The organism is Sulfitobacter sp. 1A13368 (assembly GCF_043557275.1).
Taxonomy (GTDB): Bacteria; Pseudomonadota; Alphaproteobacteria; order Rhodobacterales; family Rhodobacteraceae; genus Sulfitobacter; species Sulfitobacter faviae.
In genome coordinates this window covers 82,579-108,281 of record NZ_JBIFFR010000003.1, presented here as the reverse complement: position 1 = coordinate 108,281, position 25,703 = coordinate 82,579, and the positions used below count along the sequence as shown (strand labels likewise).

Below are 25,703 nucleotides of genomic sequence, written 5' to 3'. Positions count from 1 at the left end.
TGCGGTACAGGTGCCTTGCAACGGAAAGCCCCCATGCCCTCTACCCAGTCTCAGACCCGCTTGATCCTTGGTTTGGAAAGCAGTTGCGACGATACCGCCGCCGCCGTGGTGCGTATGGACGAGGACGGGCGCGGCAAGGTGCTGGCCTCGGTCGTGGCGGGCCAGACCGAGCTGCACGCCGACTTTGGCGGCGTCGTCCCCGAAATCGCCGCCCGCGCCCATGCCGAGAAATTGGACCACTGTGTCGAGGATGCCTTGGCCGAAGCCGGGATCGGCCTGCCGCAGATCGACGCCATCGCGGTGACCGCCGGGCCGGGGCTGATCGGCGGCGTAGTGTCGGGCGTGATGTGCGCCAAGGGGCTCTCGGCGGCGACGGGCAAACCGCTTTACGGGGTGAACCACCTCGCGGGTCACGCGCTGACCCCGCGGCTGACCGATGATGTGCCCTATCCCTATCTGATGCTTCTGGTCTCGGGCGGGCATTGTCAGTTTCTGCTGGTGCGCGGGCCGGAAAGTTTCGACCGTCTCGGCGGTACCATCGACGATGCCCCGGGTGAGGCCTTTGACAAGGTCGCGCGGCTGTTGGGCCTGCCCCAGCCGGGCGGGCCGTCGATCGAAAAATGCGCCCAAGAGGGCGATGCGAAACGCTTTGCTCTGCCGCGCCCTCTGCTGGATCGCGAGGGCTGCGACATGTCCTTCTCGGGTTTGAAAACCGCTGTGCTGCGCGCGCGCGACAAATGCGTGGCAGAGCGTGGCGGGCTAACGCGACAGGATCAAGCGGACCTCGCCGCGGGGTTCCAAGCCGCCGTGGTCGATGTGCTGGCCCATAAAACGCGCCGCGCCTTTGCAGAGTACCCGGCACAGGGCGCGCGGAGCCTTTGCGTGGCGGGGGGCGTGGCGGCGAACAAGTCCATCCGTGCCGCGTTAGAGACTGTTGCGGCAGCGCAAGAGGCCGCCTTTGTCGCCCCGCCCCTGGCGCTTTGCACTGACAACGCCGCGATGATCGCCTTCGCGGCGGGAGAGCAGGCCGCGCTGCGGGATGCCGATGACCTGACCCTTGCCGCGCGGCCCCGCTGGCCGCTGGACACCGCGCGCCCGTCGATGTTGGGCAGCGGCAAGAAGGGGGCCAAGGCATGAGCGTTTCCGTCCTCGGCGCGGGGGCATTCGGCACGGCGCTGGCCATTTCGCTTGCGGGCAAGAGGCCGGTAACACTCTGGGCGCGTGACGCGGGGGACATGGCCGCGCGGCGAGAGAACGCCAAACGCCTGCCCGGCTGTCCTTTCCCCGATAGGCTCAGCGTGACCGAAAGCCTTGTCCAAGCGGCTGAGGCCGAGACCCTTTTGCTGGCCGTGCCGATGCAAAAGCTGCGCAGCGTGTTGGAGGAACATCGCGCAGCGCTTCACGGGAAACATTTGGTCGCCTGCTGCAAAGGCATCGAACTCAGCAGCGGCGTGGGGCCGGTCAGTGTGATCGAAGAGACCATTCCCGAAGCGACCGCCGCGATCCTGACGGGGCCCAGCTTTGCCGCCGATATCGCACGGGGCCTGCCCACCGCGCTCACCTTGGCCTGTGCAGACCCTGCGGCGGGCGAACAGCTGCAAGCGGAACTCACCACGGCAAACCTGCGGCTTTACCGCACCACGGATACCACCGGCGCGGAATTGGGCGGGGCGCTGAAAAATGTCGTCGCCATCGCCAGCGGGGCCGCGATAGGGGCCGGATTGGGCGAAAGCGCCCGCGCCGCGCTGATGACCCGCGGCTATGCCGAAATGCAGCGCCTCGCCGCGCATCTGAAGGCCGAGCCGACAACGCTGGCCGGGCTTTCGGGCTTTGGTGATCTGACGCTGACCTGCACCTCCGAGCAATCGCGCAACTACCGTTTGGGGCAATCGCTGGGCCAAGGCACCCCCTTTGACCCATCGACCACGGTCGAAGGGGCCGCGACCGCCCGCGCCGTCGATGCGCTGGCCCGCGAAGCGGCACTCGATATGCCGATCACCCGCGCGGTTGCCGGATTGCTCGACAACCAGTTAGATGTGGCTGGCGCCATGAAATCTTTGCTGACACGCCCCCTAAAGGAAGAATGATATGTTTGTTGCCCTGATCGCCCATGACAAAGCCGATGGCCTGCCGATCCGTCAGGAGAACCGGCCCGACCATCTGGCCTATCTGAAATCCAGCGATGCCGTGGCGCAGGCTGGCCCGCTTTTGGATGCTGAAGGCGGCATGATCGGTTCGCTCATCATTCTGGACGTGCCCGATATGGCCGCAGCCGAGGATTGGGCCGCGAATGACCCCTACGCCAAGGCCGGCTTGTTCCAAAGCGTGACCCTGACCCATTGGAACCGGGTGATCGGCTGATGGCCTATTGGTTGTTCAAATCCGAACCCGCAACTTGGAGCTGGGCCGACCAAAAGGCCAAGGGCGACGCGGGCGAGGAATGGGACGGTGTGCGCAACTATCAGGCCCGCAACTTCATGCGTGAGATGAAGGTCGGCGACCTCGGGTTCTTTTACCACTCGCAGAAAGATCGTGAGATCGTCGGCATCGTCGAAGTCTGCGCCGAGGCTCATCCCGACAGCAGCACCGATGACCCGCGTTGGGAATGTGTGGACATCAAAGCGGTGCGGTCGTTCAACCAGCCGGTCAGTTTGGATACGATCAAAGCGGACCCAAGGCTGGAGGACATGGTTCTGGTGAAAAATTCGCGTCTATCGGTGCAGCCCGTGACCGAAGCGGAATGGCAGCTTATCTGCGCCTTGGGCAAGACCGCGCCCTAATACCGGCGCGGCCATCGGAAAAACGAAAAAGGGTTCCGGCACCCCGCCAGAACCCTTCTCACCCCATGTGCTCCCATAACCACCACACATGTTCGTAACTCTTACCAGCCGCTCTGGCCGATATAAGAGAGATAGCAGAAACCGGTGATTTACTCAACTTTCGACTGTATCAAAGCCCGCGCAAAAACGAAACGCGCGCTTAACCAAGCGCGCGTCTGAGGTAAGGTTTTGGTAGGGTTTCCCACCGCCCTTCAGGCGTAGACGGACTCTTTGCCGAAGTGTTTGATCAGCATGTAATAGACCACCGCGCGGTACTTGTTCCGCTCGGACCGGCCATAGGTCTCGATCACTTTTTGAATGCCGCCCATAAGATGCTCATCATCCGGCAGGCCGAGTTTCTTGATCAGGAAGTTGTCCTTTACGGTGTTCAACTCAGCCGTATCGCTGGAAGACACCGTCTGCGCGTCGGCGTTATAGATCGACGGTCCGCAGCCGATGGTCACCTTGGTCAAAAGGTCCATATCCGGTTCCATGCCGCATTTGTTCTTCAGGTCTTCGGCGTATTTGGCGATCCATTCGTCACGCTTGCCCATAAAATCTCTCCCAATAGTGTCTTCGGCCCGTCAGGGGTTCCTGAGACCGGAGCCTAAGGCCATATCCCTGTATTGCAAAAGATTTATTTCGGGCGCGGCGGGCTGACCCCGGAGGCGCCAGAAAAAGAGGCGCCCGAATTGGGCGCCTCTCAGTCAGGATATCGGCTGTCGCTTAGGAGGCGTCGTCAAGGCGGACGTCGTCTTCCAGACCTTCGATGTTGTCTTCATCGACTTCCGGCTGGGCTTCCAGCTCGGCTTTGGTCCAGGAGCTCAGCTTCAGGTCGTTCTCGGCTGCCATGGAGATTTCCTCAAGCGGTACGGCGACGGTGTGCTCGCCAAGGCCAAGGAAGCCGCCCACGCCAACAACAGCGGCATAGCCATCGTCGGTCTTGATGACATAGTCGACATCACCAATGCTGTCGCCATCGGCTTCGACCACGGTCAGGCCGACCAGATCACCCACGACCATGCCGGAAAATGCGTTGCTCATGCCGGTGTCGGTGCGTGTCACATCTGTTTCCATGTCCGCTTCGGTGTTGGAAGCGACATTCTCATCCAGATCGGTTTCGGCTTCGCCTTCGATCTCGGCTGTGGTTTCATTGTCGAAATCGGCATCTTCGTCGGCGGCCAGATCGGTGTCAGTCTCGGTGGTGACGGTGCCGCTGGTGTCGGTGCTCAGGGTCGAATTCGACTCTGAATCGGCGTTTCCGGCCAGATCCGCTTCGGCATCGGTTGTCGGCGTCACGCCATCGGTCTCGGCGGTCAGTTCCGCTTCGTTGTCGACTTCGGTATCACCTTCGAACTCTGCGCCCTGTGTCGGAGCGGTCAGGATTTCATCGGTGGTGTTGGGGTCGTTGGTCCCCTCGTAGTCGTCGGAATTTTCGCGCGACATCTCAGCGGTTCGCTCGGCCTGCTGCTCAACAGTGGCGGTCAGATCGTTGGCCGTGTTGGTGACGTTCTCGCCCGAGATGGTGGCCTCGGCTTCCGCGGCGGCACCGGCATCGGTGTCGGCGGTCTGAGCGAATGCGGTGCCCGCGGTCAGAGCGAGGGCGGCGACGGTGGACTTCAGGAATGTACGTTTCATCTTCGATACTCCTTTTGAATGGTCTGGGGATGAAACACCGCCCGATTGACTATGTTCCGCCCGTCCTCCGCCGCTGGCAGATATGTGCTTGAATCCGCCGATTGATCTGATTTTCCTATATATCGCAGTTGCTTGACAAAAAAACGCCGCCCCGGTGATCTCCGGGACGGCGCTGAAACATGCTGAAAGAGGGAACTCTTCGCGGCTTAGTAGCGGTAATGCTCGGGCTTGAACGGCCCCTCGGGCGTCACGCCGATATAGGCCGCTTGCTCTGGGTTCAGCTTCGAAAGTTTCACGCCGATCCGGTCGAGGTGCAGACGGGCAACTTTTTCATCCAGATGCTTGGGCAGGATGTAGACGTCATTCTCGTATTTGTCGGTGTTTTCCCACAGTTCGATCTGCGCCAGCACTTGGTTGGTAAAGGAAGCAGACATCACGAAAGACGGGTGGCCGGTGGCGTTACCAAGGTTCAGCAGGCGACCCTCAGAGAGCAGGATCAGACGATTGCCATTCGGCATCTCGATCATGTCCACCTGCTCTTTGATGTTGGTCCACTTGTGGTTTTTCAGAGCCGCAACTTGGATTTCATTGTCGAAGTGGCCGATGTTGCCGACGATCGCCATGTCCTTCATCTCGCGCATATGCTCGATGCGGATCACGTCTTTGTTGCCGGTGGTGGTGATAAAGATATCGGCGGTGCCGACCACGTCTTCCAGCAGCACGACCTCGAAACCGTCCATCGCGGCTTGCAGCGCGCAGATCGGGTCGACTTCGGTGACCTTCACGCGGGCACCCGCACCGCGCAGAGACGCGGCGGAGCCTTTGCCCACGTCACCATAGCCCATCACAACGGCGACCTTGCCCGCCATCATCGTATCGGTGGCGCGGCGGATACCGTCGACGAGGCTCTCTTTACAGCCGTATTTGTTGTCGAACTTCGACTTGGTGACAGAGTCGTTCACATTGATCGCGGGGAAGGGCAACTGGCCCTGTTTCACGAGATCATAGAGACGGTGCACGCCGGTGGTGGTCTCCTCAGACACGCCCTTGATCTGGTCGCGCATCTTGGTGAACCAGCCGGGGCTTTCCGCCATACGCTTCTTGATCTGGGCGAAGATCGCCTCTTCCTCTTCGGACTTCGGCACGGCAATGAGCTCGTCTTCGCCATTCTCCACACGCGCGCCGAGAAGGATGTAGAGCGTCGCATCGCCGCCATCGTCGAGGATCAGGTTCGGGCCTTCGGGGAACATGAAAGATTTGTCGAGGTAATCCCAATGCTCGACCAACGACTGGCCTTTGATGGCGAAGACCGGCACGCCCGCTTCGGCGATGGCTGCGGCAGCGTGGTCTTGGGTCGAGAAGATGTTGCAAGACGCCCAACGCACATCGGCGCCAAGGGCGACCAGCGTTTCGATCAGAACGGCGGTCTGGATGGTCATATGCAAAGAGCCGACGATCCGGGCGCCTTTCAGCGGCTTGCTGTCACCGTATTCATCGCGTAGCGCCATCAGGCCCGGCATTTCGGTCTCGGCGATGTCCAGCTCTTTACGCCCGTAGGCCGCCAGATTGATATCCTTAACAATATAGTCGTGGGCCATGCGGCGCTCCTGTTTAAAGTGTTGCAGGGCGGTTAGCACCTTCGCCGCAAATTCTCAATGTGAATGGGGGAAGGCCGCGCCGGATCAGTCCAGAAGAGCGGCCAGTTGCTTATCACCCGACAGGCCCGCCATCCAATCATCGCCTTGAGCCAGCACGCAGGCATTGCCATCGGCCAAAGTCTTGACCAAGGTCCATGTCCCCGACTGATCCGATGCCCAAAGCTGGCTGTTGTCTTTACGCTGACCCGGCACCGGCTCTTCACCGTACCAATCGATCAGGGCAGACTTCATTTCCTTGGCGGGCATGCAGACTTCTTCTGCCTGTGCAGCACCGGCGAGGGTGGCCAAGGTAACTGCAACTATCGTACCGGAAAAAACGGGTTTCATGATCATCTCCTTCGTGGGATGAACAGGTTTGACAGGGATTTGTTCCCAAGGCTCACGAGGTAAGGACCCCCGCGAATGGCGCAGAAACCACGCGCATGGCAAAGGATGCTGTCAGGTCGGCGGCTCGATCTGCTCGACCCCACGCCGGTCGATGTCGAGATCGAAGACATCGCCCATGGTCTGGCCTTTGTCGCACGCTGGAACGGGCAGACACGGGGCGACTATGCCTATTCGGTGGCCGAACATTCGCTGCTGGTGGAAACGATTTTCGCCCGCATCGCCCCCCGTGCGCCTGCGAAATGGCGCCTCGCCGCGTTGCTGCATGATGCGCCGGAATATGTGATCGGCGACATGATCTCACCCGTGAAGGCCGCCGTCGGGCCGGATTATCGCGCTTTGGATGAACGGTTGACCACTGCCGTGCATGTCCGCTTTGGCCTCCCCGCCAGCTTGCCCGTGCGGGTCAAGCAGCAGATCAAGAAAGCCGACCGCGTCAGCGCTTGGATGGAGGCCAGCCAGATCGCCGGCTTTTCCGAGGCCGAGGCGACCCGTTTCTTTGGCCGCCCCGATGCGGCGCTGATGGAAGGGCTGAGCATCCTGCTCCGCCCGCCGGTCGAGGTACGGGCCGAGTTCACCGAACGCCACGCAGCGCTGCTGCGCGAAATGGCGTGATCCACATCCGCCGCGCCGGGGCGCTCGATACCCGCGCCTTGGCCGAATTGCTGAACGCGATCATCGCCAAGGGCGGCACCACCGCCATGGTCAGCCCCGTCACCCCGCGCGAGTTGCAAGGTTGGATGGCCGCGCCCGACAGCGCGTGGTATCTGGCGGAAGATGGGCGCGGTGAGATCAAAGGCTTTCAGTACATCGAACCCCACCCTGACCTGCCCGAAGGCGGTGTGGACGTCGCAACTTTCGTACGGTTGGGAGAGACGGGGTTCGGCATCGGCTCGGCCCTGTTCGAACAGACAAAGCGGGCCGCGCGTGACTTGGGCTATGCCCATATCCATGCCATCATCCGCGCCGACAATCAGGGCGGGCTGGCCTATTACCAAAGCCGCGGCTTCGAGGATTTCAAACGGCTGCCAAACTGCACATTGGCCGATGGCACCCGCGTTGATAAAATCTGGAAACGGTTCGAGCTTTAGCGCGGCGAGCGTTTTGCCAAGATGCGCTGCAAGGTCCGCCGGTGCATGTTCAACCGCCGCGCAGTTTCCGAGACGTTGCGGTCACAAAGCTCATAGACCCTTTGGATATGCTCCCACCGTACGCGGTCCGCGCTCATCGGGTTTTCCGGTGGTTCGGGCAGGTCCCCTCCAGTGGCCAAAAGCGCATTCACAATGTCATTGGCGTCAGCGGGTTTAGACAGGTAATCCGTCGCCCCGGATTTCACCGCCGCCACTGCCGTGGCAATCGCACCATAGCCCGTCAGCACGACGACCCGCGCATCGGCGCGTTTGTCGCGCAGCACTTCGACCACGTCGAGCCCATTGCCATCCTGAAGCCGCAGATCGACCACGGCAAAGGCCGGGGGGCGCGCTGTGGCGATGGCTTTGCCCGCCGCGACGGACCCTGCGGTTTCCACCTCAAAGCCGCGTTTCTCCATCGCCTTGGCCAAGCGGCGCAGAAACGGCTCATCGTCATCGACCAAAAGCAAGCTGCGGTCCGCGCCTAAGTCAGAAATATCTTGCATCAACATCCCCTCTCAAAGGCTAATATGGGGCGGCCAAGGCGGCGGGTCAATTTCAGCGTTGATCCAGAAAACAACCGATGCTGTCGGCCATCTCTTCGGGCCGTACTTCGCGGCGAAAAAAGTCGACAACGCCTTCTTCGGGCATGACCAGATAGCTGAAGGTCGAGTGATCGACGAGGTATTCGCCATTCTCGTCTTCGGGGTGCACTTTGTAATAGGTGCGGTAGGCTTGGCTGGCGGCTTTGATTTGCTCGGGCGAGCCGGTCAGCCCGACCATACGCGGGTGCATCACCTCGGCAAAATCACCGACCACTTCTGGCGTGTCGCGCGCAGGGTCAACGGTGATGAAGACCGGCGTGATGCTCTGGCCGCGCTCATCCAGAATTTCGGTCGCTGCCGCGTTGCGGTCCACGTCCAGCGGGCAGACATCGGGGCAGGAAGTATAGCCGAAATAAAGCAAGGCTGGCTCTTTGATGACATCGGCATCGGTCACGGTTTCGCCCGCGCTGTTGACCAGCTCGAACGGCCCGCCGATATCACCGCCCGCCACTTGGCTCGACCGGCAGGTGGCATAGGGATCGTCCTCGCCCCGCAGCACCATGAAAGCCGTCCCGGCCAGAAATACCGCCGCAACCCCAGCTGCGCCAAATGCAATCATTCGTTTCATGTCAGTCCTCCGCCGTGCTGGCCGGTCTTGATCGTGTTTCGCCGCAGACCTACGCTAGATGGCAGGTGATGCAAGACGCAATAAAGTGATGGGGCTAAGATGACGCAGGCAAATATCCGGCCCCTCGATGGGCGCACCCGCGCCAGTTGGATCCGCCTGCGCACGATGATCCTGCTGCGCTGGTTCGCCATCGCCGGACAGTTGACCGCCGTCACCGTGGCGCAATGGGCGCTTGGGCTGCAACTGGCTTTTGGCCTTTGTTATCTGACGATCGGGGCCTCGGTGGTGGGCAACCTCGTCGCGGCCTTCGTCTTTCCGCAGAACAAACGCCTGTCCGAGCGCGAGAACCTCGCCATGGTGCTCTTCGACCTGCTGCAACTTACCGCGCTTTTGGCGCTGACCGGCGGGCTACACAATCCCTTTGCACTTCTGCTGCTGGCACCGGTGACGATCTCGGCCACCGCGCTCAGCCTGCGCTCGACACTGGTTCTGGGCGGCACCGCGATTATCGCGGCCTCGGTGCTGGCGCTGTGGCATCTGCCGTTGGTGACGCAATCAGGCGATGTGCTGCGACAGCCCGGCATCTTCGTCTTTGGCCATTGGGCGGCGCTGCTGATCGCCATCGTCTTTACCAGTGCCTATTCCCGGCGCGTTACGACCGAGGTCCACTCCATGGCCGACGCACTATCGGCCACGCAGATGGTGCTGGCACGGGAGCAGAAGCTCTCGGACCTCAGCGGCGTCGTTGCCGCCGCCGCCCATGAATTGGGAACGCCGCTTGCCACGATCAAATTGGCCAGCACCGAGCTGCTGGGCGATCTGGAAGACCGTCCCGATCTGGCAGAAGACGCAGCGCTGATCCGCGATCAGGCCGACCGCTGCCGGGATATCCTGCGCGACATGGGCCGCATCGGGAAAGACGATCTGCACATGCAGCGCGCGCAGCTGACCGCCGTGGTGAAAGAGGCCGCCGAGCCGCATCTGGAGCGCGGCAAGACGGTGATTTTTTCCGACAATCCGATGGCCCGAGACCCGGCCCGCGCCCCGACGATCCCGCGCAAGCCCGAGATCATCCACGGGCTGCGCAATCTGGTGCAGAACGCCGTGGATTTTGCCGAAACCACGGTTTGGATCGAAACCGAATGGTCCGCCGAGGATATCTCGGTGCGGATCATCGACAACGGGCCGGGCTTCCCGCCGCAGCATCTGGGCCGCATCGGCGACCCGTTTTTGCGCCGCCGAGGAGGTGCATCGAACGAGACGGCGCGGCCTGAATATGAGGGCATGGGGCTGGGGCTGTTCATCGCCAAGACCTTCCTCGAACGCTCCGGCGCGCGGTTGCGCTTTGCCAATGGATCGGACAGCGGTTGGCTGCGCGGGCTGCCCCCCGCTGGCAGCGGTGCTGTGGTCGAAGTCGTCTGGCCACGCCGCCTGCTGGACCTTGGCCCCGATGACAGCGTGATGGGCGAGAACCAGCGTCTGACGGCTTGAGGGCGGGATTGGCGCGTTTGTTAACCCACCGTTAACCATTGGGGCTCAAAATAGGGCGTCGCATTTGCCGAAAGGGGTCTCCGTCGTGGCATTGCCGGATGTCATCATCGTGCTTGCCGCCGCCTCCGTCACCGCGCTGGCCGCTCTTTGGTGGCTCGGCGCGGCTGCGGGGCGACCGGCGGCGGCACCCCCCGGCATCGATGATATGAGCCTGCTGTTCGAAGAGGGCCAGTTGGTTCATGGCTCCAACGACGCGCTGACCCGCTTTGCCCTCGCACCCGGCTATCACCAGTGGGAAGATATTCGCGATGCGCTGCTGTCGCGGTTTCCCGAATTTCCCCGCACGCCCCGGCATGGGGCCACCGGCAAGTTGACCCTTAGGGCAGAGGATGGCGACAGCCCGTCAGAGCTGCGCATCACATGGCGCGACGCGCTCTGCTGGCTGCACCTGCCCCAGACCCGCGCGACCGAAGAGATCACGGAAGGGACGTTTCAGAAACTCGCCGCACTGCGCCGGGCCAGCGAAACCAGCCCGAACCCCGCGTGGCAGACCGACGCGAGCGGGCGTATCATCTGGCACAACCGGGCCTACGGGGCCTTGAAACGCAAAGTCCAACCCGACCCGGACTGCGGCGGCGCCGCCTTGTTCAGCACCCCCTCGCCCGACCATCCCAACCGCGTCTGCTTGCGGCGTAGCGATGGGGAAAAGCCCGATTGGTACGCGCTCACCACCACGACCGAGGATAATGTGCAGGTCTACCACGCCACCTGCATCAATGCCGTGGTCGCCGCCGAAGAGGCGCAGCGCAACTTTGTCCAAACCCTCGCCAAAACCTTTGCGCATCTGTCCATCGGGCTCGCGATTTTTGACCGCAACGGGCAATTGGCCCTGTTTAACCCCGCGCTGGTCGACCTGACCGATCTGCCTGCCCCATTTCTCAGCGCCCGGCCTACGATTGTCTCTTTCTTCGACCAATTGCGCGAAAGCCGCCGCATGCCGGAGCCGAAGAATTACAAGAATTGGCGTCACGAAATCGCCGAAGTTATCGCCGCCGCAACCGATGGCCGCTATCAAGAGACTTGGTCGCTGGAGAACGGCCAGACCTACAGCATCCGGGGCCGGCCCCACCCCGATGGCGCCACCGCTTTCCTGATCGAAGACATCACCGCCGAGGTGACCCTGACCCGCAATTTTCGGGCCGAACTTGAACAGAGCCAAAGCCTGCTCGACACGCTCGAAGATGGTTTCGCCGTCTTCTCCGCCTCCGGCGTGCTGACCTTTTGCAACGCCGCCTATCGCGCCCGGTGGAAACAGGACCCGGACAAAAGCTTTGCCGAGATCACCATCAACGATGCGATCCGGGTCTGGCAGGAAATGTCGGCGGCCAATCCACTCTGGCCCGATGTTGTGGAATTCGTCATGGGCAGGGGCGACCGCGCGGGCTGGAACATGCCCATCTACCCGCATCAGGGCGCGCCGCTTTCTTGCGAGGTCTCGGCCATCGCATCGGGTGCCACGCTCATACGCTTTTGTCCGATCCCCGTCGGCGCGGACCGGTCGGAGCCTACTAACGCTCCTTCGGCGGCCGACCGGCGGCAACCCTCCAACTAGGTCACTCCCAGCCGCTTTAATCTTGCGGCTGCGCGTCGGGACGCTAAGCATGGGGCATGTCCGACGATACCCTTTCCCTCCTGCTCAGCGGCCCCTATGACACCGCTGGGCGCGCCCGGCAACTGGCCCGCCGCCTGTCTCCCGGCGATGTCATCCTGCTCAGCGGCGATGTCGGCGCGGGCAAGACCCATTTCGCCCGCGCGCTGATCACCGAATTGCTCGACCACCCCGAGGATATCCCCTCGCCCACCTTCACCTTGGTGCAGACCTACGACACGGCAAGCAGCGCGATCTGGCACGCCGATCTCTACCGGCTGACCTCCACCCATGAGATTGAGGAGCTCGGGCTGATCGACGCCTTTCACGATGCGATCTGTTTGGTGGAATGGCCGGATCGGCTGGGCCCGCTCGCCCCAGCCGATGCCCTAGAGATCAGCCTTAGCCCCGGCACCGAAGAAGACAGCCGCAGGCTGACCGCAGAATGGTCCGGCGGCGATTGGGCCGAGAAGCTGGCGGCGTGGCGCAAATGACCGAACGCGCCGCATTGATCAAAGGTTTTTTGCAAACCGCGGGCTGGGCCGAAGCCTCCCGCAAGCTGCTGGCAGGCGATGCCTCCAACCGGCGGTATGACCGGTTGCGCAAAGCGAATGGAGCGCGGGCCATCCTGATGGACGCCCCACCGGAACGCGGTGAAGACGTGCGACCCTTCCGTCATGTCGCCGCGCATCTGGCAGACTGTGGCCTCAGCGCGCCCGAGATTTATCATGCGGACAATGACAACGGTCTGCTGCTGATCGAAGACCTCGGCGATGACCTCTTTGCGCGGCTCATGGCCGCGGATCCGGCTCGGGAACTCCCCCTCTACCGCGCCGCCGCCGACGTGCTGGTGAAACTGCACGCCGCCCCCCTGCCGGAACTGCCGATTTGCGATGCCGATTGGCTGACGGATATGGCAGCCCCCGCCTTCGACTACTACGCACCCGCGGGTGGACGAGAGGCAAACGCCGCTTTTGCTGAGGCTTTCCACCCCCTCGCCGCTGCGCTGGATGACAGCCCAAAGGTCGTGATCCTGCGCGATTATCATGCCGAGAACCTGCTCTGGCTGCCAGAGCGCGAAGGGGCGGCGCGGGTCGGTTTGCTGGATTTTCAAGACGCGCTGCTCGGCCACCCGGCCTATGATCTCGTCTCGATCCTCCAAGACGCCCGCCGCGATGTGCCCCGGGCGGTGGAGGCGCAGATCATCGACGATTACCTTGCCCAAACCGGACAGGCGGCCCCCCCCTTCCGCCGCGCCTATGCACTGCTTGGCGCCCAGCGCAATCTGCGCATCTTGGGCATCTTTGCGCGCCTCTGTCTGCGCGATGGCAAACCGCATTACGTCGATCTAATCCCCCGCGTCTGGCAGCATCTGCAACATAACCTGCGCCATCCCGCGCTTGCCGATGCGGCGGAGGCAATCGCAGGCGTGCTGCCCCCGCCGACCCCCGAATTTCTGGAGCAACTGAAAAGCCAATGCGCGACAATCCCGACGCCATCATGATGTTCGCGGCCGGGTTCGGCACGCGTATGAAACATCTCACCCAGAACCAGCCCAAGCCCATGGTGCCGGTCGCCGGGCGCCCCTTGATTGACCATGCGCTCGACCTTGCCCGCGGGATTACGCCTGCGCGGATCGTGGCGAACCTGCACTACCTGCCCGACCAGTTAGAGGCACATCTGAAAGCACAGGATGTACAAACGGTGATCGAAACGCCCCAGATTCTCGACACCGGCGGCGGGCTGCGCAACGCGTTGCCGCTGTTGGGGACGGGCCCCGTTTTCACCATGAACAGTGACGCGATCTGGGCCGGGGCGAACCCGCTCGAAATGCTCCGCAACGCATGGGATCCGGCACGGATGGACGCGCTTTTGATGACCGTGCCGTTGGAGAACACCCTTGGCCATGGCGGCACGGGCGACTTTACCCGCGCCGCGGATGGCCGCCTGCAACGCGGGCCGGGTGAGGTCTATGGCGGGGTGCAGATCATCAAGACCGACCTGCTGGCCGATATCGACGCCAAGGCATTCTCGCTCAACCTGTTGTGGGACATGATGCTTAAGCGCGAAACGCTCTTTGGCCTGCCCTATCCCGGGCGCTGGTGCGATGTGGGGCACCCGGGCGGCATTCCCCTTGCCGAAAGCCTATTGGCAGGTGCCGATGTTTGAGCCTCAGGACAGCCCCCGCGTCTTTGGCCTTGCCCCCGGTGTCGACTTTCCGCGCGGACTGGTGCGCGGGCTTTGCGACCGGTTGGAAAATGGCCCGCCCGAGGCGATGGCCCGTGTCGAACTGCTGGTCAACACCAACCGCATGGCCCGCCGGTTGCGCCATGATTTCGATGCGGGCCCGGCGGGGTTTCTACCGCGCATCCGGCTGATCACCGACCTTGATGCATTGGCCCCCGGTATTGCGCTGCCCGCGCCGACACCGCCGCTGCAACGGCGGTTGGAACTCATTCAACTGGTGTCGCACTTGCTGGATGCCGCGCCGGATCTCGCGCCGCGCGCTTCGCTTTATGCGCTGTCGGACAGTCTTGCGGGGCTGATCGACGAGATGCAGGGCGAAGGGGTCTCGCCCGAAACGGTGGCCGGGCTGGATGTCGGCCACCTCTCCGCCCATTGGGAGCGGGCGCAGCGGTTCCTTGCCATTGCACATGATTATCTCGGCCAAACCACCACCCGCCCGGATGCCGAGGCACGTCGGCGGCAGTTGGTCTCCCGGATCATCGCCCGCTGGCAGGACAGCCCGCCGCAGCATCCTGTGATCCTTGCTGGCTCCACCGGGTCGCGCGGGACCACGGCGCTGCTGATGGAGGCCGTGGCCCGCCTGCCGCAAGGCGCGATCATCCTGCCGGGGTTCGATTTCGAGATGCCGACCGCCGTTTGGAACGAGTTGGATCAGGCGCTTCTGGCCGAGGATCACCCACAATACCGCTTCCGCAAGCTGATGAACATGCTCGGCGTGGCGCGTGGCGCGGTCGCGCCGTGGTGCGAGATGCCTCCGGTATCCACCGCCCGCAACAAGCTGGTGTCGCTCTCGCTTCGGCCTGCGCCCGTCACCCATGCTTGGCTGAACGAAGGGCCGAAGCTGGAAGACCTGCAAGGTGCCACCGCTGACATTACCCTGATCGAAGCACCCACCCCCCGGGTCGAGGCTTTGGCCATCGCGCTGCGCCTGCGCCAAGCTGCCGAGGAAGGCGTGAAGGCCGCCTTGATCACCCCCGACCGGATGCTCACCCGGCAGGTCACCGCAGCGCTCGACCGGTGGGGCATTCTGCCCGACGACAGCGCCGGGATGCCGCTGCAACTCTCCCCGCCGGGGCGGTTCTTACGCCATGTGGCGGCGCTGTTTGTCCGAAAACTGGATGCCGAAGCGCTGCTGACCCTGCTGAAACACCCGCTGACCCACAGCGGCGCGGGGCGGAATTTCCACCAGCTCTATACCCAGCGCTTGGAGGATGAGATCCGCCGCCATGGGCTGCCCTACCCCGACGCCGAAGGCTTGGCCGAGATTGCAGAGCGCGCCGCGAAACGGATGGAAGACCCCAGCGGGTTCCGCAATTGGGTCGCTTGGCTGGGCGAGGTTTTTCCCGGCCACGACACCCCCGGAGAGCGGCCCCTGCCCGAATGCGTCGCCGCGCATCTGGCGCTGGCCGAAAGGATCGCCGCCGGGCAATCCGCCGATCCCGACCACCTGCTTTGGCAGCAAGGCGCGGGCATCGCGGCCGAGGCGGTGATGGCGAACCTCACGGAACATGCCCCCCACGGCGGGGCGATGAACGCCGCCGATTATGCCGATCTCTTGGGCGCGCTCTTGGCCCAAGAAGAGGTGCGCGAGGCCGATACCCCGCATCCCGATATCATGATCTGGGGCACGATGGAGGCGCGGGTGCAGGGGGCCGAGCTGGTCATCCTCGGCGGTCTGAACGAAGGCACATGGCCCGAAGCGCCGCCGCCCGATCCATGGCTCAACCGTCAGATGCGCGAGAAGGCCGGGCTGCTGCTGCCCGAACGGCGTATCGGCCTGTCGGCGCATGACTATCAACAGGCCATCGCCAGCCCCGAGGTTTGGATCACCCGCGCGATCCGCTCGGACGAGGCCGAGATGGTGCCATCACGCTGGCTGAACCGCTTGGGCAACCTGTTGGGCGGCTTGGGCGACACCGGCGGGCCGGAGGCGTGGAAGGCCATGCAGCAGCGTGGCAACCACTGGCTGGATCAGGTGCGCGCCTTGGAAGCGGTGGAGCGCACCGCCCCGGCCACGCGCCCCTCGCCCCGCCCGCCGCGCGCGGCGCGCCCCCGCAAACTGTCGGTAACCGAGATCAAGACGCTGATCCGCGATCCTTACGCGATCTATGCCAAACACAGCCTGAAACTGCGTCCGATCAACCCGCTGGTGCAATCGCCGGATGCGCCGGTGCGCGGCATCGTCCTGCACCGCATCATGGAGGATTTCGTCAAACTGGTGGCCCGCGATCCTGCGCGGTTGACCCGCGACACGCTGATGCAAGTGGCCGCCGAGGTGCTGGAGGAAGAAGCCCCCTGGCCCGCCGCCCGCGCCATGTGGCTGGCCCGTATCGACCGGATCGCCGATTGGTTCATCGCCCGCGAAAGCCAACGCGCCGAGTTCTCTAGCCCCGTCGCTTTTGAACAGGGCGCGCGGGGCAGCTACACCTTTGCCGACCTCGGCTTTACCCTCAGCGGCTTTGCCGACCGGATCGACCAGACCGATGACGGCGATGTGCTGATCTACGACTACAAAACCGGCACCCCGCCCGGCAAAAAGGAGCAGCGGCTGTTCGACAAGCAACTCTTGATCGAAGCGGCGATGGTCGAACGGGGCGGTTTTCCCGAGGTGGGCGTGGCCCATGTGGCCCATGCCGCCTTTATCGGTCTAGGGTCGAAACCCGTCGAAGTCCCCGCCCCGCTGGAGGAGGAAAACCCGCAAGAGGTGCTGGCCGGTCTGCACGCGCTGCTCTCGCGCTACCTCGATGAGGGTCAGGGCTTTACCGCGCGGCGGATGGTGCAAAGCGATGCCTTTGCCGGAAACTTTGACCAATTGGCGCGGTTCGGGGAATGGGATGGCACCAGCCCCGCCCGACCGGAGGATCTGGAATGATGCGTGATTTCAACGATGCCACCCGCGCCCAGATCGAAGCGGCGCGGCCCGATGCCTCCACCTGGCTGACCGCCAACGCGGGCTCTGGCAAGACCCGCGTGCTGACCGACCGCGTGGCACGGCTGCTGCTCGACGACGTGGAGCCGCAGCACATCCTTTGCCTGACCTATACCAAGGCCGCCGCCTCGGAGATGCAGAACCGCTTGTTCAAACGTTTGGGCGAATGGGCCATGCTGAAGGACGCGGCACTGCGCAGCGCCTTGGCCGATCTTGGCGTTCAGGGCGAATTGACACCCGAGCAACTGCGCAATGCCCGCACCCTTTTTGCCCGCGCGATCGAGACGCCCGGCGGGCTGAAAATTCAGACCATCCACTCTTTCTGCGCGGCCCTTCTGCGCCGCTTCCCGCTGGAGGCGCAGGTCAGCCCGCAATTCACCGAGATCGAAGACCGCGCCGCCGATCTGCTGCGGGCCGAGATCGTCGATGAGATGGCCGAAGGCGAAGACGCCCCGCTGGTCGCCGAGATTGCGCGGCACTACACGGGCGAAGATTTCGCCAGCCTCACCCGCAGCATCGTGGGCCAGCGTGATGCCTTCAGCACGCCCCGCTCTTGGGCCGAGATCCTAGCGCTTTTCGCCCAGCCCGAAGACCTGACCGAAGACAAGATCGCGGCCTCGGTTTTCCTTGGCAGCGAAGCGGCGATGATGGCCGAGATCATCCCCTATCTGCTGGCGAAAGGCGGCAATGACGGCAAGGCGGGCGCGGCGCTGCAAGAGATCGACCGCTATGATCTGTCCGCCCTGCACCAGCTTGAAAACATCCTCCTGACCGGCAGCGGCGCCAAGGCGCCCTTCACCGCCAAGATCGGCAGTTTCCCGACCAAGCCGACGCAAAAGGTTATCGCCGACCAGATGCCGCAGCTTGAGCAATTGATGCAACGCGTCGAAGATGCCCGCGAAGCGCGGCTGGCGCTAAAGGCGGCGCGCAAATCCTATGTGCTGCACCGTTTCGCGGCCCGCTTTCTTGAACGCTACGCGGATGAGAAACAAAAACGCGGCTGGCTCGACTTTGACGATCTGATCCTCAAAGCCCGCGCATTGCTGACCGACAAGGCCGTGGCCGCTTGGGTGCTGTTCCGCATCGACGGCGGCATCGACCATATCCTTGTCGACGAGGCGCAGGACACCTCGCCCCGGCAATGGGACGTGATCGAACGGCTGACGGATGAATTTTACTCCGGCGCCGGGGCGCGTAACGAGGTGGATCGCACCCTCTTCGTCGTGGGCGATAAGAAGCAATCGATCTACTCTTTCCAAGGCGCGGACCCCGAAGAGCTGGACCGCAAAGGCACGACATTCGAACAAAAGATCGGTGAGGCCGGGCAGTTTTTCCAGCGCCGCAGCCTCGCCTATTCCTTCCGCTCCTCTTCGGCGATTTTGCAAGCGGTCGATGGGGTTTTCGACCCCGCGATCCAGACCGGCTTTACCAATGACGGCCATATGGCCTTCAAAGATCGCCTGCCCGGCCGCGTCGATCTTTGGCCCTTCATCGAAAAGGCAGGCCCTGACGAAGAAGGCGATTGGACCGATCCCGTCGACCGACGCAGCGCGCGGCATCACACGGTGCAACTGGCCGAACGCATCGCGCGCCGCATCAAGGAGTTGACGACCGAGGAGCATTACCTCCCCGATGACAGCAAGGGCGGGTTAGCGCGGCGGCGCATCCAACCGGGGGATTTTCTAATCCTCGTGCAGCGCCGCTCGGCCCTCTTTTCCGAGATCATCCGCGCTTGCAAGGCGGCGGAATTGCCCATCGCCGGGGCCGACAGGCTCAAGGTTGGGGCCGAACTGGCGGTGCGCGATCTGGCGGCGATCCTGTCGTTCCTTGCAACGCCGGACGACGATCTATCGCTAGCCACCGCGCTGAAATCGCCACTTTTCGGCTGGTCGGAACAAGAGCTTTTCACCCTCGCCCATTACCGTAAGGAGGATCACCTCTGGCAAGCGCTGCGCAACCAGACCGAGGCCCACGCCGCCACCCTCGCCGTGCTGCGCGACCTGCGCGGGCAGGTCGATTACCTACGCCCCTACGATCTGGTCGAACGCATCCTCACCCGCCACGATGGGCGCCGCAAACTGCTGGCACGGTTGGGGCCAGAGGCCGAGGATGGGATCAACGCGATGCTGAGCCAAGCGCTGTCTTACGAGCGCGGCACGGTGCCCAGCCTGACCGGGTTCTTGCAATGGATGCAGACCGATGATCTGGAAATCAAACGCCAGATCGACAGCGCGTCGAACCAGATCCGGGTGATGACGGTGCACGGGGCCAAGGGTCTGGAAGCGCCAATCGTGATCCTGCCCGACACCGGGCGGCGCGATGTGACGATCAAGGATGAGATCATCACCGTTGACGGCACCCCCGTCTGGAAAGCCCCGGCGGATGACATGCCCCAGCCCATGCGCGTCCGGCTGGACGAGATGAAAGAGGCCGCGCTGCAAGAGCGACTTCGCCTGTTCTATGTCGCCATGACGCGGGCCGAAAAATGGCTGATCGTGGCAGCGGCGGGGGAATTGTCGAAAGATGAATCCTCTTGGTATCAAATCACCGCAGCCGCTCTGGCCCGGCTCCGGGCCGAGCCTTTGGGCGACGATGGCACGCTGCGCTATCAACAGGGCGATTGGGATGCGCTCGACATCATAGAGACGCCAGAGAAAACCGTCACAACGCCCAGGTTAGACCCTGTTTTCGCCCGCCCCGCCCCCTCCCCCAAGGGAGAGGACAAGACCCTGTCGCCCTCGGATCTCGGCGGAGCCAAGGCGCTTGCGGGTGAGGCCGGGCTCGATATGGACACTGCGTTGAGCTATGGCACGCTGGTTCATGAGTTGCTGGAACATCTGCCACTGATGGGCGCGGATGCCCGGGAAGTCTTTCTAGAGCGGTTGGCCCGCACACACCCCGCCGAGATGATCGCCCGCGCGGAAGATGAGGCGGAAGCGGTGCTGAACACCCCTGCCCTCGCCCCGCTGTTCGCTGAGACAACCCTCGCCGAAGTGCCCGTGACCGGCAGCCTCGGAGACCAGCGCCTGCATGGCACGATCGACCGTTTGGTGATCGCCGAGGATCGCATCCTTGCTGTCGATTTCAAGACCAACCGCGTGGTCCCCGGCACGGCTGAGGCCTGCCCCGACGGGCTGCTGCGCCAGATGGGGGCCTATGCTCATATGCTGCGCCAGATCTACCCGGATCGGCGGATCGAGACGGCCATTCTATGGACCGCGACCCCCGCGCTTATGGTGTTACCCAACGATATCGTGACAAATGCCCTGCGTGCCCTGCCATATCTTGACGCCACTGCCGCGCATTCATAGGTTCAGGCCTCAACCCATTCCTGTCAGGAGAGCATCATGGCAACCGTCGCAGTCACCGACGACACTTTCGACGCCGAAGTCAAAAATTCGGACATTCCGGTTCTGGTCGATTTCTGGGCCGAATGGTGCGGCCCGTGCAAACAGATTGGCCCTTCGCTGGAAGAGCTGTCGGATGAAATGAACGGTCGCGTGAAGATCGTCAAAGTCAACGTCGACGAAAACCCGAACTCGCCCGCCCAAGTCGGCGTGCGCGGTATCCCGGCGCTGTTCATCTTCAAGGACGGTCAGGTCGTGTCCAACCTCGCCGGCGCGCGCCCGAAGGCGGCCCTGCAAAGCTGGATCGAAGAATCCATCTAAGGTTAACGCCTTAGGCATTGAGTTACGAAAACGGGCGTCCTTCGGGGCGCCCTTTTCATTTGGGCAAAGCCTCTGGCCACATCACCGCAAGCGTGCCCCCGCATCACGAACGGCAGCCCTGCCCCACGCGCAACCGGCGCTGCCCTTGTCCTGCCCTGCCACGGGGGCCATATAGAGCGCCAAGCGACAGGAGGCCCCATGGCACAGAACGACGATTTCCCCGGTTGGCACGGGACCACGATCATTGGCGTCAAAAAAGGCGGCGAAGTGGTGATTGCCGGTGACGGACAGGTCAGCCTCGGCCAGACCGTGATCAAAGGCACCGCGCGCAAGGTGCGCAAGCTCAGCCCCGGCGGCTATGACGTGGTGGCGGGGTTCGCGGGCTCCACCGCGGATGCCTTTACCCTGCTGGAACGGCTGGAGGCCAAACTGGAAGCGACACCGGGTCAATTGGCCCGTGCCAGTGTCGAATTGGCCAAGGACTGGCGCACCGATAAATACCTGCAAAAGCTCGAAGCGATGCTGATCGTCACCGACGGGAAAGACCTGCTGGTCATCACCGGCGCGGGCGATGTGCTGGAGCCGGAGCATGAGGTCGCCGCCATCGGATCGGGCGGGAACTATGCCCTCGCCGCCGCGCGCGGCATGATGGACAGCAACCGGGACGCCGAAACCATTGCCCGTGATGCCATGGCGATCGCCGCTGACATCTGCGTCTACACCAACGGCAAACTCACCGTGGAGAAAATCACCGCATGACCGACCTGACCCCCCGCGAGATCGTATCCGAACTGGACCGCTATATCATCGGCCAGAACGACGCCAAACGCGCCGTGGCGGTGGCCCTGCGAAACCGCTGGCGCCGCAAGCAATTGAGCGATGACCTGCGCGACGAAGTCTACCCAAAGAACATCCTGATGATCGGCCCCACCGGCGTCGGCAAGACCGAGATCAGCCGCCGCTTGGCGAAGCTCGCCCGCGCGCCCTTCATTAAAATTGAGGCGACGAAATTCACGGAAGTCGGCTATGTTGGCCGCGACGTGGAACAGATCATCCGCGATCTCGTGGACAGCTCTATCGCCATGACCCGCGAGTTCATGCGCGAAGACGTTAAAGCTAAGGCCGAACAAGCCGCTGAGGATCGTGTCATCGACGCCATCGCCGGCACCGATGCCCGCGACGGCACGCGCGAGATGTTCCGCAAGAAGCTCCGCGCAGGCGAACTCGACGACACGATGATCGAGCTTGAGGTCGCCGATACCTCCAGCCCCTTCCCGATGATGGACATTCCCGGCCAGCAAGGCATGGGGATGATGAACCTCGGCGATATTTTCGGCAAAGCCATGGGGGGCCGCACCACCAAAAAACGCATGGCCGTGGCCGATAGCTATGACGTGCTGGTGGGCGAAGAGGCCGACAAGCTGCTCGACGACGAAGCCGTCAACCGCGCCGCCATTGAAGCGGTCGAGCAGAACGGCATCGTTTTCCTTGATGAGATCGACAAGGTCTGCGCCCGTTCTGACGCGCGCGGTGGCGATGTTTCCCGCGAAGGGGTGCAGCGCGACCTGCTGCCGCTGATCGAAGGCACCGTCGTTTCGACGAAATATGGCCCGGTGAAGACCGACCATATCCTCTTCATCGCCTCGGGCGCGTTCCATATCGCCAAGCCTTCGGACCTTTTGCCCGAATTGCAGGGACGTCTGCCGATCCGCGTCGAACTGCGGGCGCTGACCGAGGATGATTTTGTCCGCATCCTGACCGAAACCGACAATGCGCTGACGCGGCAGTACACCGCCCTGATGGGGACCGAGGAACTGACCGTGACCTTCACCGAAGAGGGCATCGCGGCGCTGGCCAAGATCGCGGCAGAGGTCAACACCTCGGTCGAGAATATTGGCGCGCGGCGGCTTTACACGGTGATGGAACGGGTCTTCGAAGAAGTCTCCTTCGACGCGCCTGATCGCTCGGGGCAAGAGATCACCGTCGATGCCGATTTCGTTGAAAAGAACCTTGGCGAACTGACCCGCTCCACCGATCTCAGCCGCTACGTTCTTTAGGGCTTTCCTTTCCTCCATGCCCCGGCGATGAAAGGGGCATGGAATACCTCTCATTTCTGCAGCGCAACTGGCTGTTTCTACTGGCCGGTTTCCTGCTGACCTTCACCTCGTCCTATGGGCAAACCTATTTCATCTCGCTCTTTGCGGGGGCGGTGAAGGGCGACTTTGGCCTAAGCGACGGCCAATGGGGCGGCATCTATACCATCGGCACGACGTTTTCGGCCATCACCATGGTCTGGGCCGGGGTGCTGACGGACCGCTTTCGCGTGCGGGTGCTGGCCCTTGGCGTGATGCTGGCGCTGGCGGGGGCTTGTCTGGCGATGGCAGCGGTGCCGAATTGGATTGCGCTGATCTTTGTCATCTACGCCTTGCGGCTGACCGGGCAGGGGATGATGTCTCAGCTTGGGCAGGTCGCCATGGTGCGCTGGTTCGAAGCCTCACGCGGCAAAGCGCTTTCCCTATCCTCGATGGGTTTCGCCGCTGGTCAGGCATTTTTGCCGGTGATCTTCGTGGCGCTTTTCGCCAGCTTTCACTGGCGCAGCCTTTGGGTGCTGGCCGCCGTGCTGGTGTTGCTGACGATCCCCGTGATCCTGATGCTGCTGCGGCAAGAGCGCACTCCGCAAAGCATGGCGGATCAGGCACAGCGCGCGGGCATGAAAGGGCGACATTGGACCCGGGCAGAGATGTTCCGCTCGGGCCTGTTCTGGATGATCATTCCGCTGGCCATCGGCCCCGCCGCATGGGGCACCGCTCTGTTCTTTCAGCAGGTGCATCTGACCCGAGTGAAGGGCTGGGTCTTGGTCGAATTCGTGGCGTTGATGCCGGTCTATACGCTCTCTGCCGTGGCTTCGACCTTCCTCTCGGGATGGGCGATTGACCGCTTTGGCGTCAGCCGCGTGGTGCCGGTGATGATGCTGCCCTTTGCCCTGTCATTCGCAGTGCTGGCCTATGCCGACACGCTCTGGATGGCCGGGATCGGTTTGCTGATTTTCGGCATGGGGCAAGGCATGCAATCCACCGCCCCGGCGGCCTTTTGGGCCGAGTATTTCGGCACCCGTCATGTGGGGTCGATTAAAGCGGTCGCCGCCGCGCTGATGGTCTTTGGCTCGGCCATCGGGCCGGGGGTGACGGGGCTGTTTATCGACTTGGGCGTCGATTTCCCGCAGCAAATGTTGCCAATTGCGCTTTACTATCTGCTGGCGGCTGGTTTGGCCGCATGGGCTATTGCGCACTACAAACCGCTGCTGCGCGGCTAGCGGTTGCGCCGTAGGTAAACGTAATAGGCCCCGCCGCCGCCGTGGCTGACATGGGCCTGCGCGATCTGAAGCACGAGGCTGCTAAGCGGGGGCATCGACAGCCATTGCGGAACCTGATGGCGCAACACCCCGTCGCGCACGGGGATCGGGCCACCGTCGTCGCGCCGCTTGCCCTTACCGGTGATCACCAGCACCAACCTTTTACCCCGGGCATGGGCATCCATGATGAAACCATTGAGCGCCGGATGCGCCCGGTCGAGGGTCATGCCATGTAGGTCGATCCGGCCCTCGGGCCGCAGCTTGCCACGTTTGAGCTTTCCGTAAGCCTTGTGGTCCATCTGAACCGGCGCAGCTTTCATCTGTTCGGCCAACGTCGGGCGCAGGTCATTGCTGCGCTTTTTCATGTTGGGCTGCGGCTTGTTGCCCTGCAGGGCGATCTTGGCGCGCCGAACCTGCGGCGGGGCAGGGGCGGGGGCGTCGATCTCGGGCGTGAACAGCTTATTTAACTCCAGCTTCTCGGTCCGCTCGGTCACCCGGCGCCAAAGTTCGAGATCGTCTTCGTTCAAGCGGCGCCGTTTCATATCGCGCTCTCCGGCAGGAAAGCATAGGCGCGTTGGATGGGCATCAAGACCATCATCCGCCCCGGATCACGCAGACGGCCCGCCGCGCGGCCCGCTTTGTCACCGGTGCCAAAGAAAACATCCGCACGCTGCGCGCCCTTAATGGCCGAGCCTGTATCCTGCGCGACCATCAGACGGCGCAGGGGTTTCTTCCCGTCTTTCTCAATCCAGACCGGCGCGCCGAGCGGCACGTGCGACGGGTCCACCGCGATGCTGCGCATGGCGGTGATGGATCGGTTCATCGCCCCCAGCGGCCCCTTGTCGGCGGGCACGCGGCTGACCTCGCGGAAGAATACGTAAGAGGGATTGTGATAGAGCAGTTCCCGGCCATCTTCGGGGTTGCGACGCACCCAGTTCTTGATGACATCGGCGCTGACCTGATGCGCCTCATAGACCCCGCGCCGCACCAATTCGACCCCGACCGAGCGGTAATCATGACCATTCGCGCCGCGATAGCCCACCCGCAGATAGCTGCCATCGGGCAGGCGAATACGGCCAGAACCCTGAATTTGCAGAAAGAAAAGCTCAACCGGGTCATCGACCCAAGCGATCTCAAGCCCGCGGTCGCGCATCACGTCGCCATCTAGGATCTCGCGTCTAGTGAGCCAGGGGCGGATCTGCTCGGCCTCGGGGGGCATGGCGTAGATGGGATATTGAAATCGGGCAGAGGGGTAGAGATCACCATCCAACTCAGGTTCGAAATACCCAGTGAAAAGCGCGTCTTTGCCGTCTTCCATCAGAACGGGGCGAAAGAACAATTCGAAAAACTGCCGCGGGTCGGGGCCATCCTTGGCCAGCTTACAGAGCGCGCGCCAATCGACGTCTTTCATGTCGCCGCAGGTACTGGTGAAAACCTCAAAGGCGGCGGCGTGGTCATCTTCGGCCCAGCCCTCAAGCTGGTCGAAATCCATGACGGTATAATGCACCTCTGCTGCGGACGGCGTGTTCATCGACACACCGCCCAACAGCGCCAGTGCGCCAAGCA

Annotated in this window: 25 protein-coding genes; 17 read left to right on the top strand and 8 right to left on the bottom strand. The window is 63.0% G+C overall.

Annotated features, from left to right (window positions below; translation table 11 throughout):
* Positions 1–33: 33 nt before the first annotated feature.
* The 4 genes from tsaD to ACGYK4_RS07570 are packed head-to-tail and all read left to right on the top strand — an operon-like array spanning position 34 to position 2,780.
* The gene (gene tsaD, locus ACGYK4_RS07585) at positions 34–1,137 is read left to right on the top strand and encodes a tRNA (adenosine(37)-N6)-threonylcarbamoyltransferase complex transferase subunit TsaD (RefSeq protein WP_394455863.1); all 1,104 of its coding nucleotides are present in this window, start codon (positions 34–36) and stop codon (positions 1,135–1,137) included.
* Positions 1,134–2,087: an NAD(P)H-dependent glycerol-3-phosphate dehydrogenase gene (locus tag ACGYK4_RS07580; protein ID WP_394455861.1), complete on the top strand. Its 954-nt coding sequence runs from the start codon at positions 1,134–1,136 to the stop codon at positions 2,085–2,087. Before tsaD ends, ACGYK4_RS07580 begins: the two co-directional genes overlap by 4 nt.
* A gap of 1 nt (position 2,088) precedes the next feature.
* Entirely contained in the window at positions 2,089–2,361 is a 273-nt protein-coding gene (locus tag ACGYK4_RS07575; protein ID WP_067268301.1) for a YciI family protein, read from the top strand.
* A complete protein-coding gene (locus ACGYK4_RS07570) occupies positions 2,361–2,780 on the top strand; it encodes an EVE domain-containing protein (RefSeq protein ID WP_209216929.1) in 420 nt (139 codons plus the stop codon). Before ACGYK4_RS07575 ends, ACGYK4_RS07570 begins: the two co-directional genes overlap by 1 nt.
* 251 nt (positions 2,781–3,031) lie before the next feature.
* On the opposite strand, the gene ACGYK4_RS07565 is transcribed toward ACGYK4_RS07570, so the two are convergent.
* From ACGYK4_RS07565 to ACGYK4_RS07550, 4 genes are all read right to left on the bottom strand, one after another.
* Positions 3,032–3,373, bottom strand: a complete 342-nt coding sequence (locus ACGYK4_RS07565) for a DUF2853 family protein (RefSeq protein WP_394455859.1) — start codon at positions 3,371–3,373, stop codon at positions 3,032–3,034.
* Between the two features lie 172 nt (positions 3,374–3,545).
* A complete protein-coding gene (locus ACGYK4_RS07560) occupies positions 3,546–4,457 on the bottom strand; it encodes a PRC-barrel domain-containing protein (protein ID WP_394430389.1) in 912 nt (303 codons plus the stop codon).
* 206 nt (positions 4,458–4,663) lie between these two features.
* Positions 4,664–6,055 carry an adenosylhomocysteinase gene (gene ahcY / locus ACGYK4_RS07555; protein WP_271688656.1) on the bottom strand — a complete coding sequence of 464 codons (1,392 nt, stop codon included), beginning with the start codon at positions 6,053–6,055 and terminating at the stop codon, positions 4,664–4,666.
* A gap of 84 nt (positions 6,056–6,139) precedes the next feature.
* Positions 6,140–6,442 carry an S-adenosyl-L-homocysteine hydrolase gene (locus ACGYK4_RS07550; protein WP_394455858.1) on the bottom strand — a complete coding sequence of 101 codons (303 nt, stop codon included), beginning with the start codon at positions 6,440–6,442 and terminating at the stop codon, positions 6,140–6,142.
* A gap of 75 nt (positions 6,443–6,517) precedes the next feature.
* On the opposite strand from ACGYK4_RS07550, the gene ACGYK4_RS07545 reads away from it, so the two are divergent.
* Both ACGYK4_RS07545 and ACGYK4_RS07540 read left to right on the top strand, forming a co-directional pair.
* Positions 6,518–7,114 carry an HD family hydrolase gene (locus tag ACGYK4_RS07545; RefSeq protein ID WP_067268313.1) on the top strand — a complete coding sequence of 199 codons (597 nt, stop codon included), beginning with the start codon at positions 6,518–6,520 and terminating at the stop codon, positions 7,112–7,114.
* The gene (locus ACGYK4_RS07540; RefSeq protein WP_394455856.1) at positions 7,111–7,590 is read left to right on the top strand and encodes a GNAT family N-acetyltransferase; all 480 of its coding nucleotides are present in this window, start codon (positions 7,111–7,113) and stop codon (positions 7,588–7,590) included. The genes ACGYK4_RS07545 and ACGYK4_RS07540 overlap by 4 nt, the downstream gene beginning before the upstream one ends.
* On the opposite strand, the gene ACGYK4_RS07535 is transcribed toward ACGYK4_RS07540, so the two are convergent.
* A complete protein-coding gene (locus tag ACGYK4_RS07535; RefSeq protein WP_067268317.1) occupies positions 7,587–8,141 on the bottom strand; it encodes an ActR/PrrA/RegA family redox response regulator transcription factor in 555 nt (184 codons plus the stop codon). The two genes, ACGYK4_RS07540 and ACGYK4_RS07535, sit on opposite strands and share 4 nt — an antisense overlap.
* A 46-nt stretch (positions 8,142–8,187) precedes the next feature.
* Complete coding sequence (locus tag ACGYK4_RS07530) at positions 8,188–8,802, bottom strand: SCO family protein (RefSeq protein ID WP_394408053.1); 615 nt, start codon at positions 8,800–8,802, stop codon at positions 8,188–8,190.
* A 99-nt stretch (positions 8,803–8,901) separates the two neighbouring features.
* On the opposite strand from ACGYK4_RS07530, the gene regB reads away from it, so the two are divergent.
* The 11 genes from regB (at position 8,902) to ACGYK4_RS07475 (ending at position 24,098) form a co-directional block, all read left to right on the top strand.
* The gene (gene regB, locus ACGYK4_RS07525; protein WP_394430378.1) at positions 8,902–10,293 is read left to right on the top strand and encodes a sensor histidine kinase RegB; all 1,392 of its coding nucleotides are present in this window, start codon (positions 8,902–8,904) and stop codon (positions 10,291–10,293) included.
* Positions 10,294–10,378: 85 nt separating this feature from the next.
* Positions 10,379–11,905, top strand: coding sequence for a PAS-domain containing protein (locus ACGYK4_RS07520; RefSeq protein ID WP_394430376.1), 1,527 nt, complete (start codon positions 10,379–10,381; stop codon positions 11,903–11,905).
* A 56-nt stretch (positions 11,906–11,961) separates the two neighbouring features.
* The gene (tsaE, locus tag ACGYK4_RS07515) at positions 11,962–12,435 is read left to right on the top strand and encodes a tRNA (adenosine(37)-N6)-threonylcarbamoyltransferase complex ATPase subunit type 1 TsaE (RefSeq protein ID WP_394430374.1); all 474 of its coding nucleotides are present in this window, start codon (positions 11,962–11,964) and stop codon (positions 12,433–12,435) included.
* Positions 12,432–13,445, top strand: coding sequence for an aminoglycoside phosphotransferase family protein (locus tag ACGYK4_RS07510; RefSeq protein WP_394456134.1), 1,014 nt, complete (start codon positions 12,432–12,434; stop codon positions 13,443–13,445). Before tsaE ends, ACGYK4_RS07510 begins: the two co-directional genes overlap by 4 nt.
* Complete coding sequence (locus ACGYK4_RS07505; protein WP_394455854.1) at positions 13,418–14,110, top strand: nucleotidyltransferase family protein; 693 nt, start codon at positions 13,418–13,420, stop codon at positions 14,108–14,110. Before ACGYK4_RS07510 ends, ACGYK4_RS07505 begins: the two co-directional genes overlap by 28 nt.
* On the top strand, positions 14,103–17,060 hold the full coding sequence (addB, locus tag ACGYK4_RS07500) for a double-strand break repair protein AddB (RefSeq protein WP_394455852.1): 2,958 nt from the start codon (positions 14,103–14,105) through the stop codon (positions 17,058–17,060). The genes ACGYK4_RS07505 and addB overlap by 8 nt, the downstream gene beginning before the upstream one ends.
* Positions 17,057–20,428 carry a double-strand break repair helicase AddA gene (gene addA / locus ACGYK4_RS07495; RefSeq protein ID WP_394455851.1) on the top strand — a complete coding sequence of 1,124 codons (3,372 nt, stop codon included), beginning with the start codon at positions 17,057–17,059 and terminating at the stop codon, positions 20,426–20,428. The genes addB and addA overlap by 4 nt, the downstream gene beginning before the upstream one ends.
* A 36-nt stretch (positions 20,429–20,464) precedes the next feature.
* Positions 20,465–20,785, top strand: a complete 321-nt coding sequence (gene trxA, locus ACGYK4_RS07490; protein WP_007118424.1) for a thioredoxin — start codon at positions 20,465–20,467, stop codon at positions 20,783–20,785.
* Between the two features lie 198 nt (positions 20,786–20,983).
* Positions 20,984–21,544: an ATP-dependent protease subunit HslV gene (hslV, locus tag ACGYK4_RS07485; protein WP_394430365.1), complete on the top strand. Its 561-nt coding sequence runs from the start codon at positions 20,984–20,986 to the stop codon at positions 21,542–21,544.
* On the top strand, positions 21,541–22,842 hold the full coding sequence (gene hslU, locus ACGYK4_RS07480) for an ATP-dependent protease ATPase subunit HslU (RefSeq protein ID WP_067267727.1): 1,302 nt from the start codon (positions 21,541–21,543) through the stop codon (positions 22,840–22,842). Before hslV ends, hslU begins: the two co-directional genes overlap by 4 nt.
* 38 nt (positions 22,843–22,880) lie before the next feature.
* Positions 22,881–24,098 carry an MFS transporter gene (locus ACGYK4_RS07475; RefSeq protein WP_394430363.1) on the top strand — a complete coding sequence of 406 codons (1,218 nt, stop codon included), beginning with the start codon at positions 22,881–22,883 and terminating at the stop codon, positions 24,096–24,098.
* Here the strand turns inward: ACGYK4_RS07475 and ACGYK4_RS07470 are convergent.
* Together ACGYK4_RS07470 and ACGYK4_RS07465 are read right to left on the bottom strand one after the other, a co-directional pair.
* Positions 24,095–24,679 (bottom strand): Smr/MutS family protein, encoded by a 585-nt coding sequence (locus ACGYK4_RS07470; protein WP_394430361.1) that lies wholly within the window; start codon positions 24,677–24,679, stop codon positions 24,095–24,097. The two genes, ACGYK4_RS07475 and ACGYK4_RS07470, sit on opposite strands and share 4 nt — an antisense overlap.
* On the bottom strand, positions 24,676–25,668 hold the full coding sequence (locus tag ACGYK4_RS07465; RefSeq protein WP_394430565.1) for a murein transglycosylase A: 993 nt from the start codon (positions 25,666–25,668) through the stop codon (positions 24,676–24,678). Before ACGYK4_RS07465 ends, ACGYK4_RS07470 begins: the two co-directional genes overlap by 4 nt.
* Positions 25,669–25,703 lie beyond the last annotated feature (35 nt).

Excerpts from the sequence above, each read along its gene's own strand:
- tsaD (WP_394455863.1), top strand. The coding sequence starts at position 34 with ATGCCCTCTACCCAGTCTCAGACCCGCTTGATCCTTGGTTTGGAAAGC.
- ACGYK4_RS07580 (WP_394455861.1), top strand. The coding sequence starts at position 1,134 with ATGAGCGTTTCCGTCCTCGGCGCGGGGGCATTCGGCACGGCGCTGGCC.
- ACGYK4_RS07575 (WP_067268301.1), top strand. The coding sequence starts at position 2,089 with ATGTTTGTTGCCCTGATCGCCCATGACAAAGCCGATGGCCTGCCGATC.
- ACGYK4_RS07570 (WP_209216929.1), top strand. The coding sequence starts at position 2,361 with ATGGCCTATTGGTTGTTCAAATCCGAACCCGCAACTTGGAGCTGGGCC.
- ACGYK4_RS07565 (WP_394455859.1), bottom strand. The coding sequence starts at position 3,373 with ATGGGCAAGCGTGACGAATGGATCGCCAAATACGCCGAAGACCTGAAG.
- ACGYK4_RS07560 (WP_394430389.1), bottom strand. The coding sequence starts at position 4,457 with ATGAAACGTACATTCCTGAAGTCCACCGTCGCCGCCCTCGCTCTGACC.
- ahcY (WP_271688656.1), bottom strand. The coding sequence starts at position 6,055 with ATGGCCCACGACTATATTGTTAAGGATATCAATCTGGCGGCCTACGGG.
- ACGYK4_RS07550 (WP_394455858.1), bottom strand. The coding sequence starts at position 6,442 with ATGAAACCCGTTTTTTCCGGTACGATAGTTGCAGTTACCTTGGCCACC.
- ACGYK4_RS07545 (WP_067268313.1), top strand. The coding sequence starts at position 6,518 with ATGGCGCAGAAACCACGCGCATGGCAAAGGATGCTGTCAGGTCGGCGG.
- ACGYK4_RS07535 (WP_067268317.1), bottom strand. The coding sequence starts at position 8,141 with ATGTTGATGCAAGATATTTCTGACTTAGGCGCGGACCGCAGCTTGCTT.
- ACGYK4_RS07530 (WP_394408053.1), bottom strand. The coding sequence starts at position 8,802 with ATGAAACGAATGATTGCATTTGGCGCAGCTGGGGTTGCGGCGGTATTT.
- regB (WP_394430378.1), top strand. The coding sequence starts at position 8,902 with ATGACGCAGGCAAATATCCGGCCCCTCGATGGGCGCACCCGCGCCAGT.
- tsaE (WP_394430374.1), top strand. The coding sequence starts at position 11,962 with ATGTCCGACGATACCCTTTCCCTCCTGCTCAGCGGCCCCTATGACACC.
- ACGYK4_RS07510 (WP_394456134.1), top strand. The coding sequence starts at position 12,432 with ATGACCGAACGCGCCGCATTGATCAAAGGTTTTTTGCAAACCGCGGGC.
- ACGYK4_RS07505 (WP_394455854.1), top strand. The coding sequence starts at position 13,418 with ATGCGCGACAATCCCGACGCCATCATGATGTTCGCGGCCGGGTTCGGC.
- addB (WP_394455852.1), top strand. The coding sequence starts at position 14,103 with ATGTTTGAGCCTCAGGACAGCCCCCGCGTCTTTGGCCTTGCCCCCGGT.
- addA (WP_394455851.1), top strand. The coding sequence starts at position 17,057 with ATGATGCGTGATTTCAACGATGCCACCCGCGCCCAGATCGAAGCGGCG.
- trxA (WP_007118424.1), top strand. The coding sequence starts at position 20,465 with ATGGCAACCGTCGCAGTCACCGACGACACTTTCGACGCCGAAGTCAAA.
- hslV (WP_394430365.1), top strand. The coding sequence starts at position 20,984 with ATGGCACAGAACGACGATTTCCCCGGTTGGCACGGGACCACGATCATT.
- hslU (WP_067267727.1), top strand. The coding sequence starts at position 21,541 with ATGACCGACCTGACCCCCCGCGAGATCGTATCCGAACTGGACCGCTAT.
- ACGYK4_RS07475 (WP_394430363.1), top strand. The coding sequence starts at position 22,881 with ATGGAATACCTCTCATTTCTGCAGCGCAACTGGCTGTTTCTACTGGCC.
- ACGYK4_RS07470 (WP_394430361.1), bottom strand. The coding sequence starts at position 24,679 with ATGAAACGGCGCCGCTTGAACGAAGACGATCTCGAACTTTGGCGCCGG.
- ACGYK4_RS07465 (WP_394430565.1), bottom strand. The coding sequence starts at position 25,668 with ATGAACACGCCGTCCGCAGCAGAGGTGCATTATACCGTCATGGATTTC.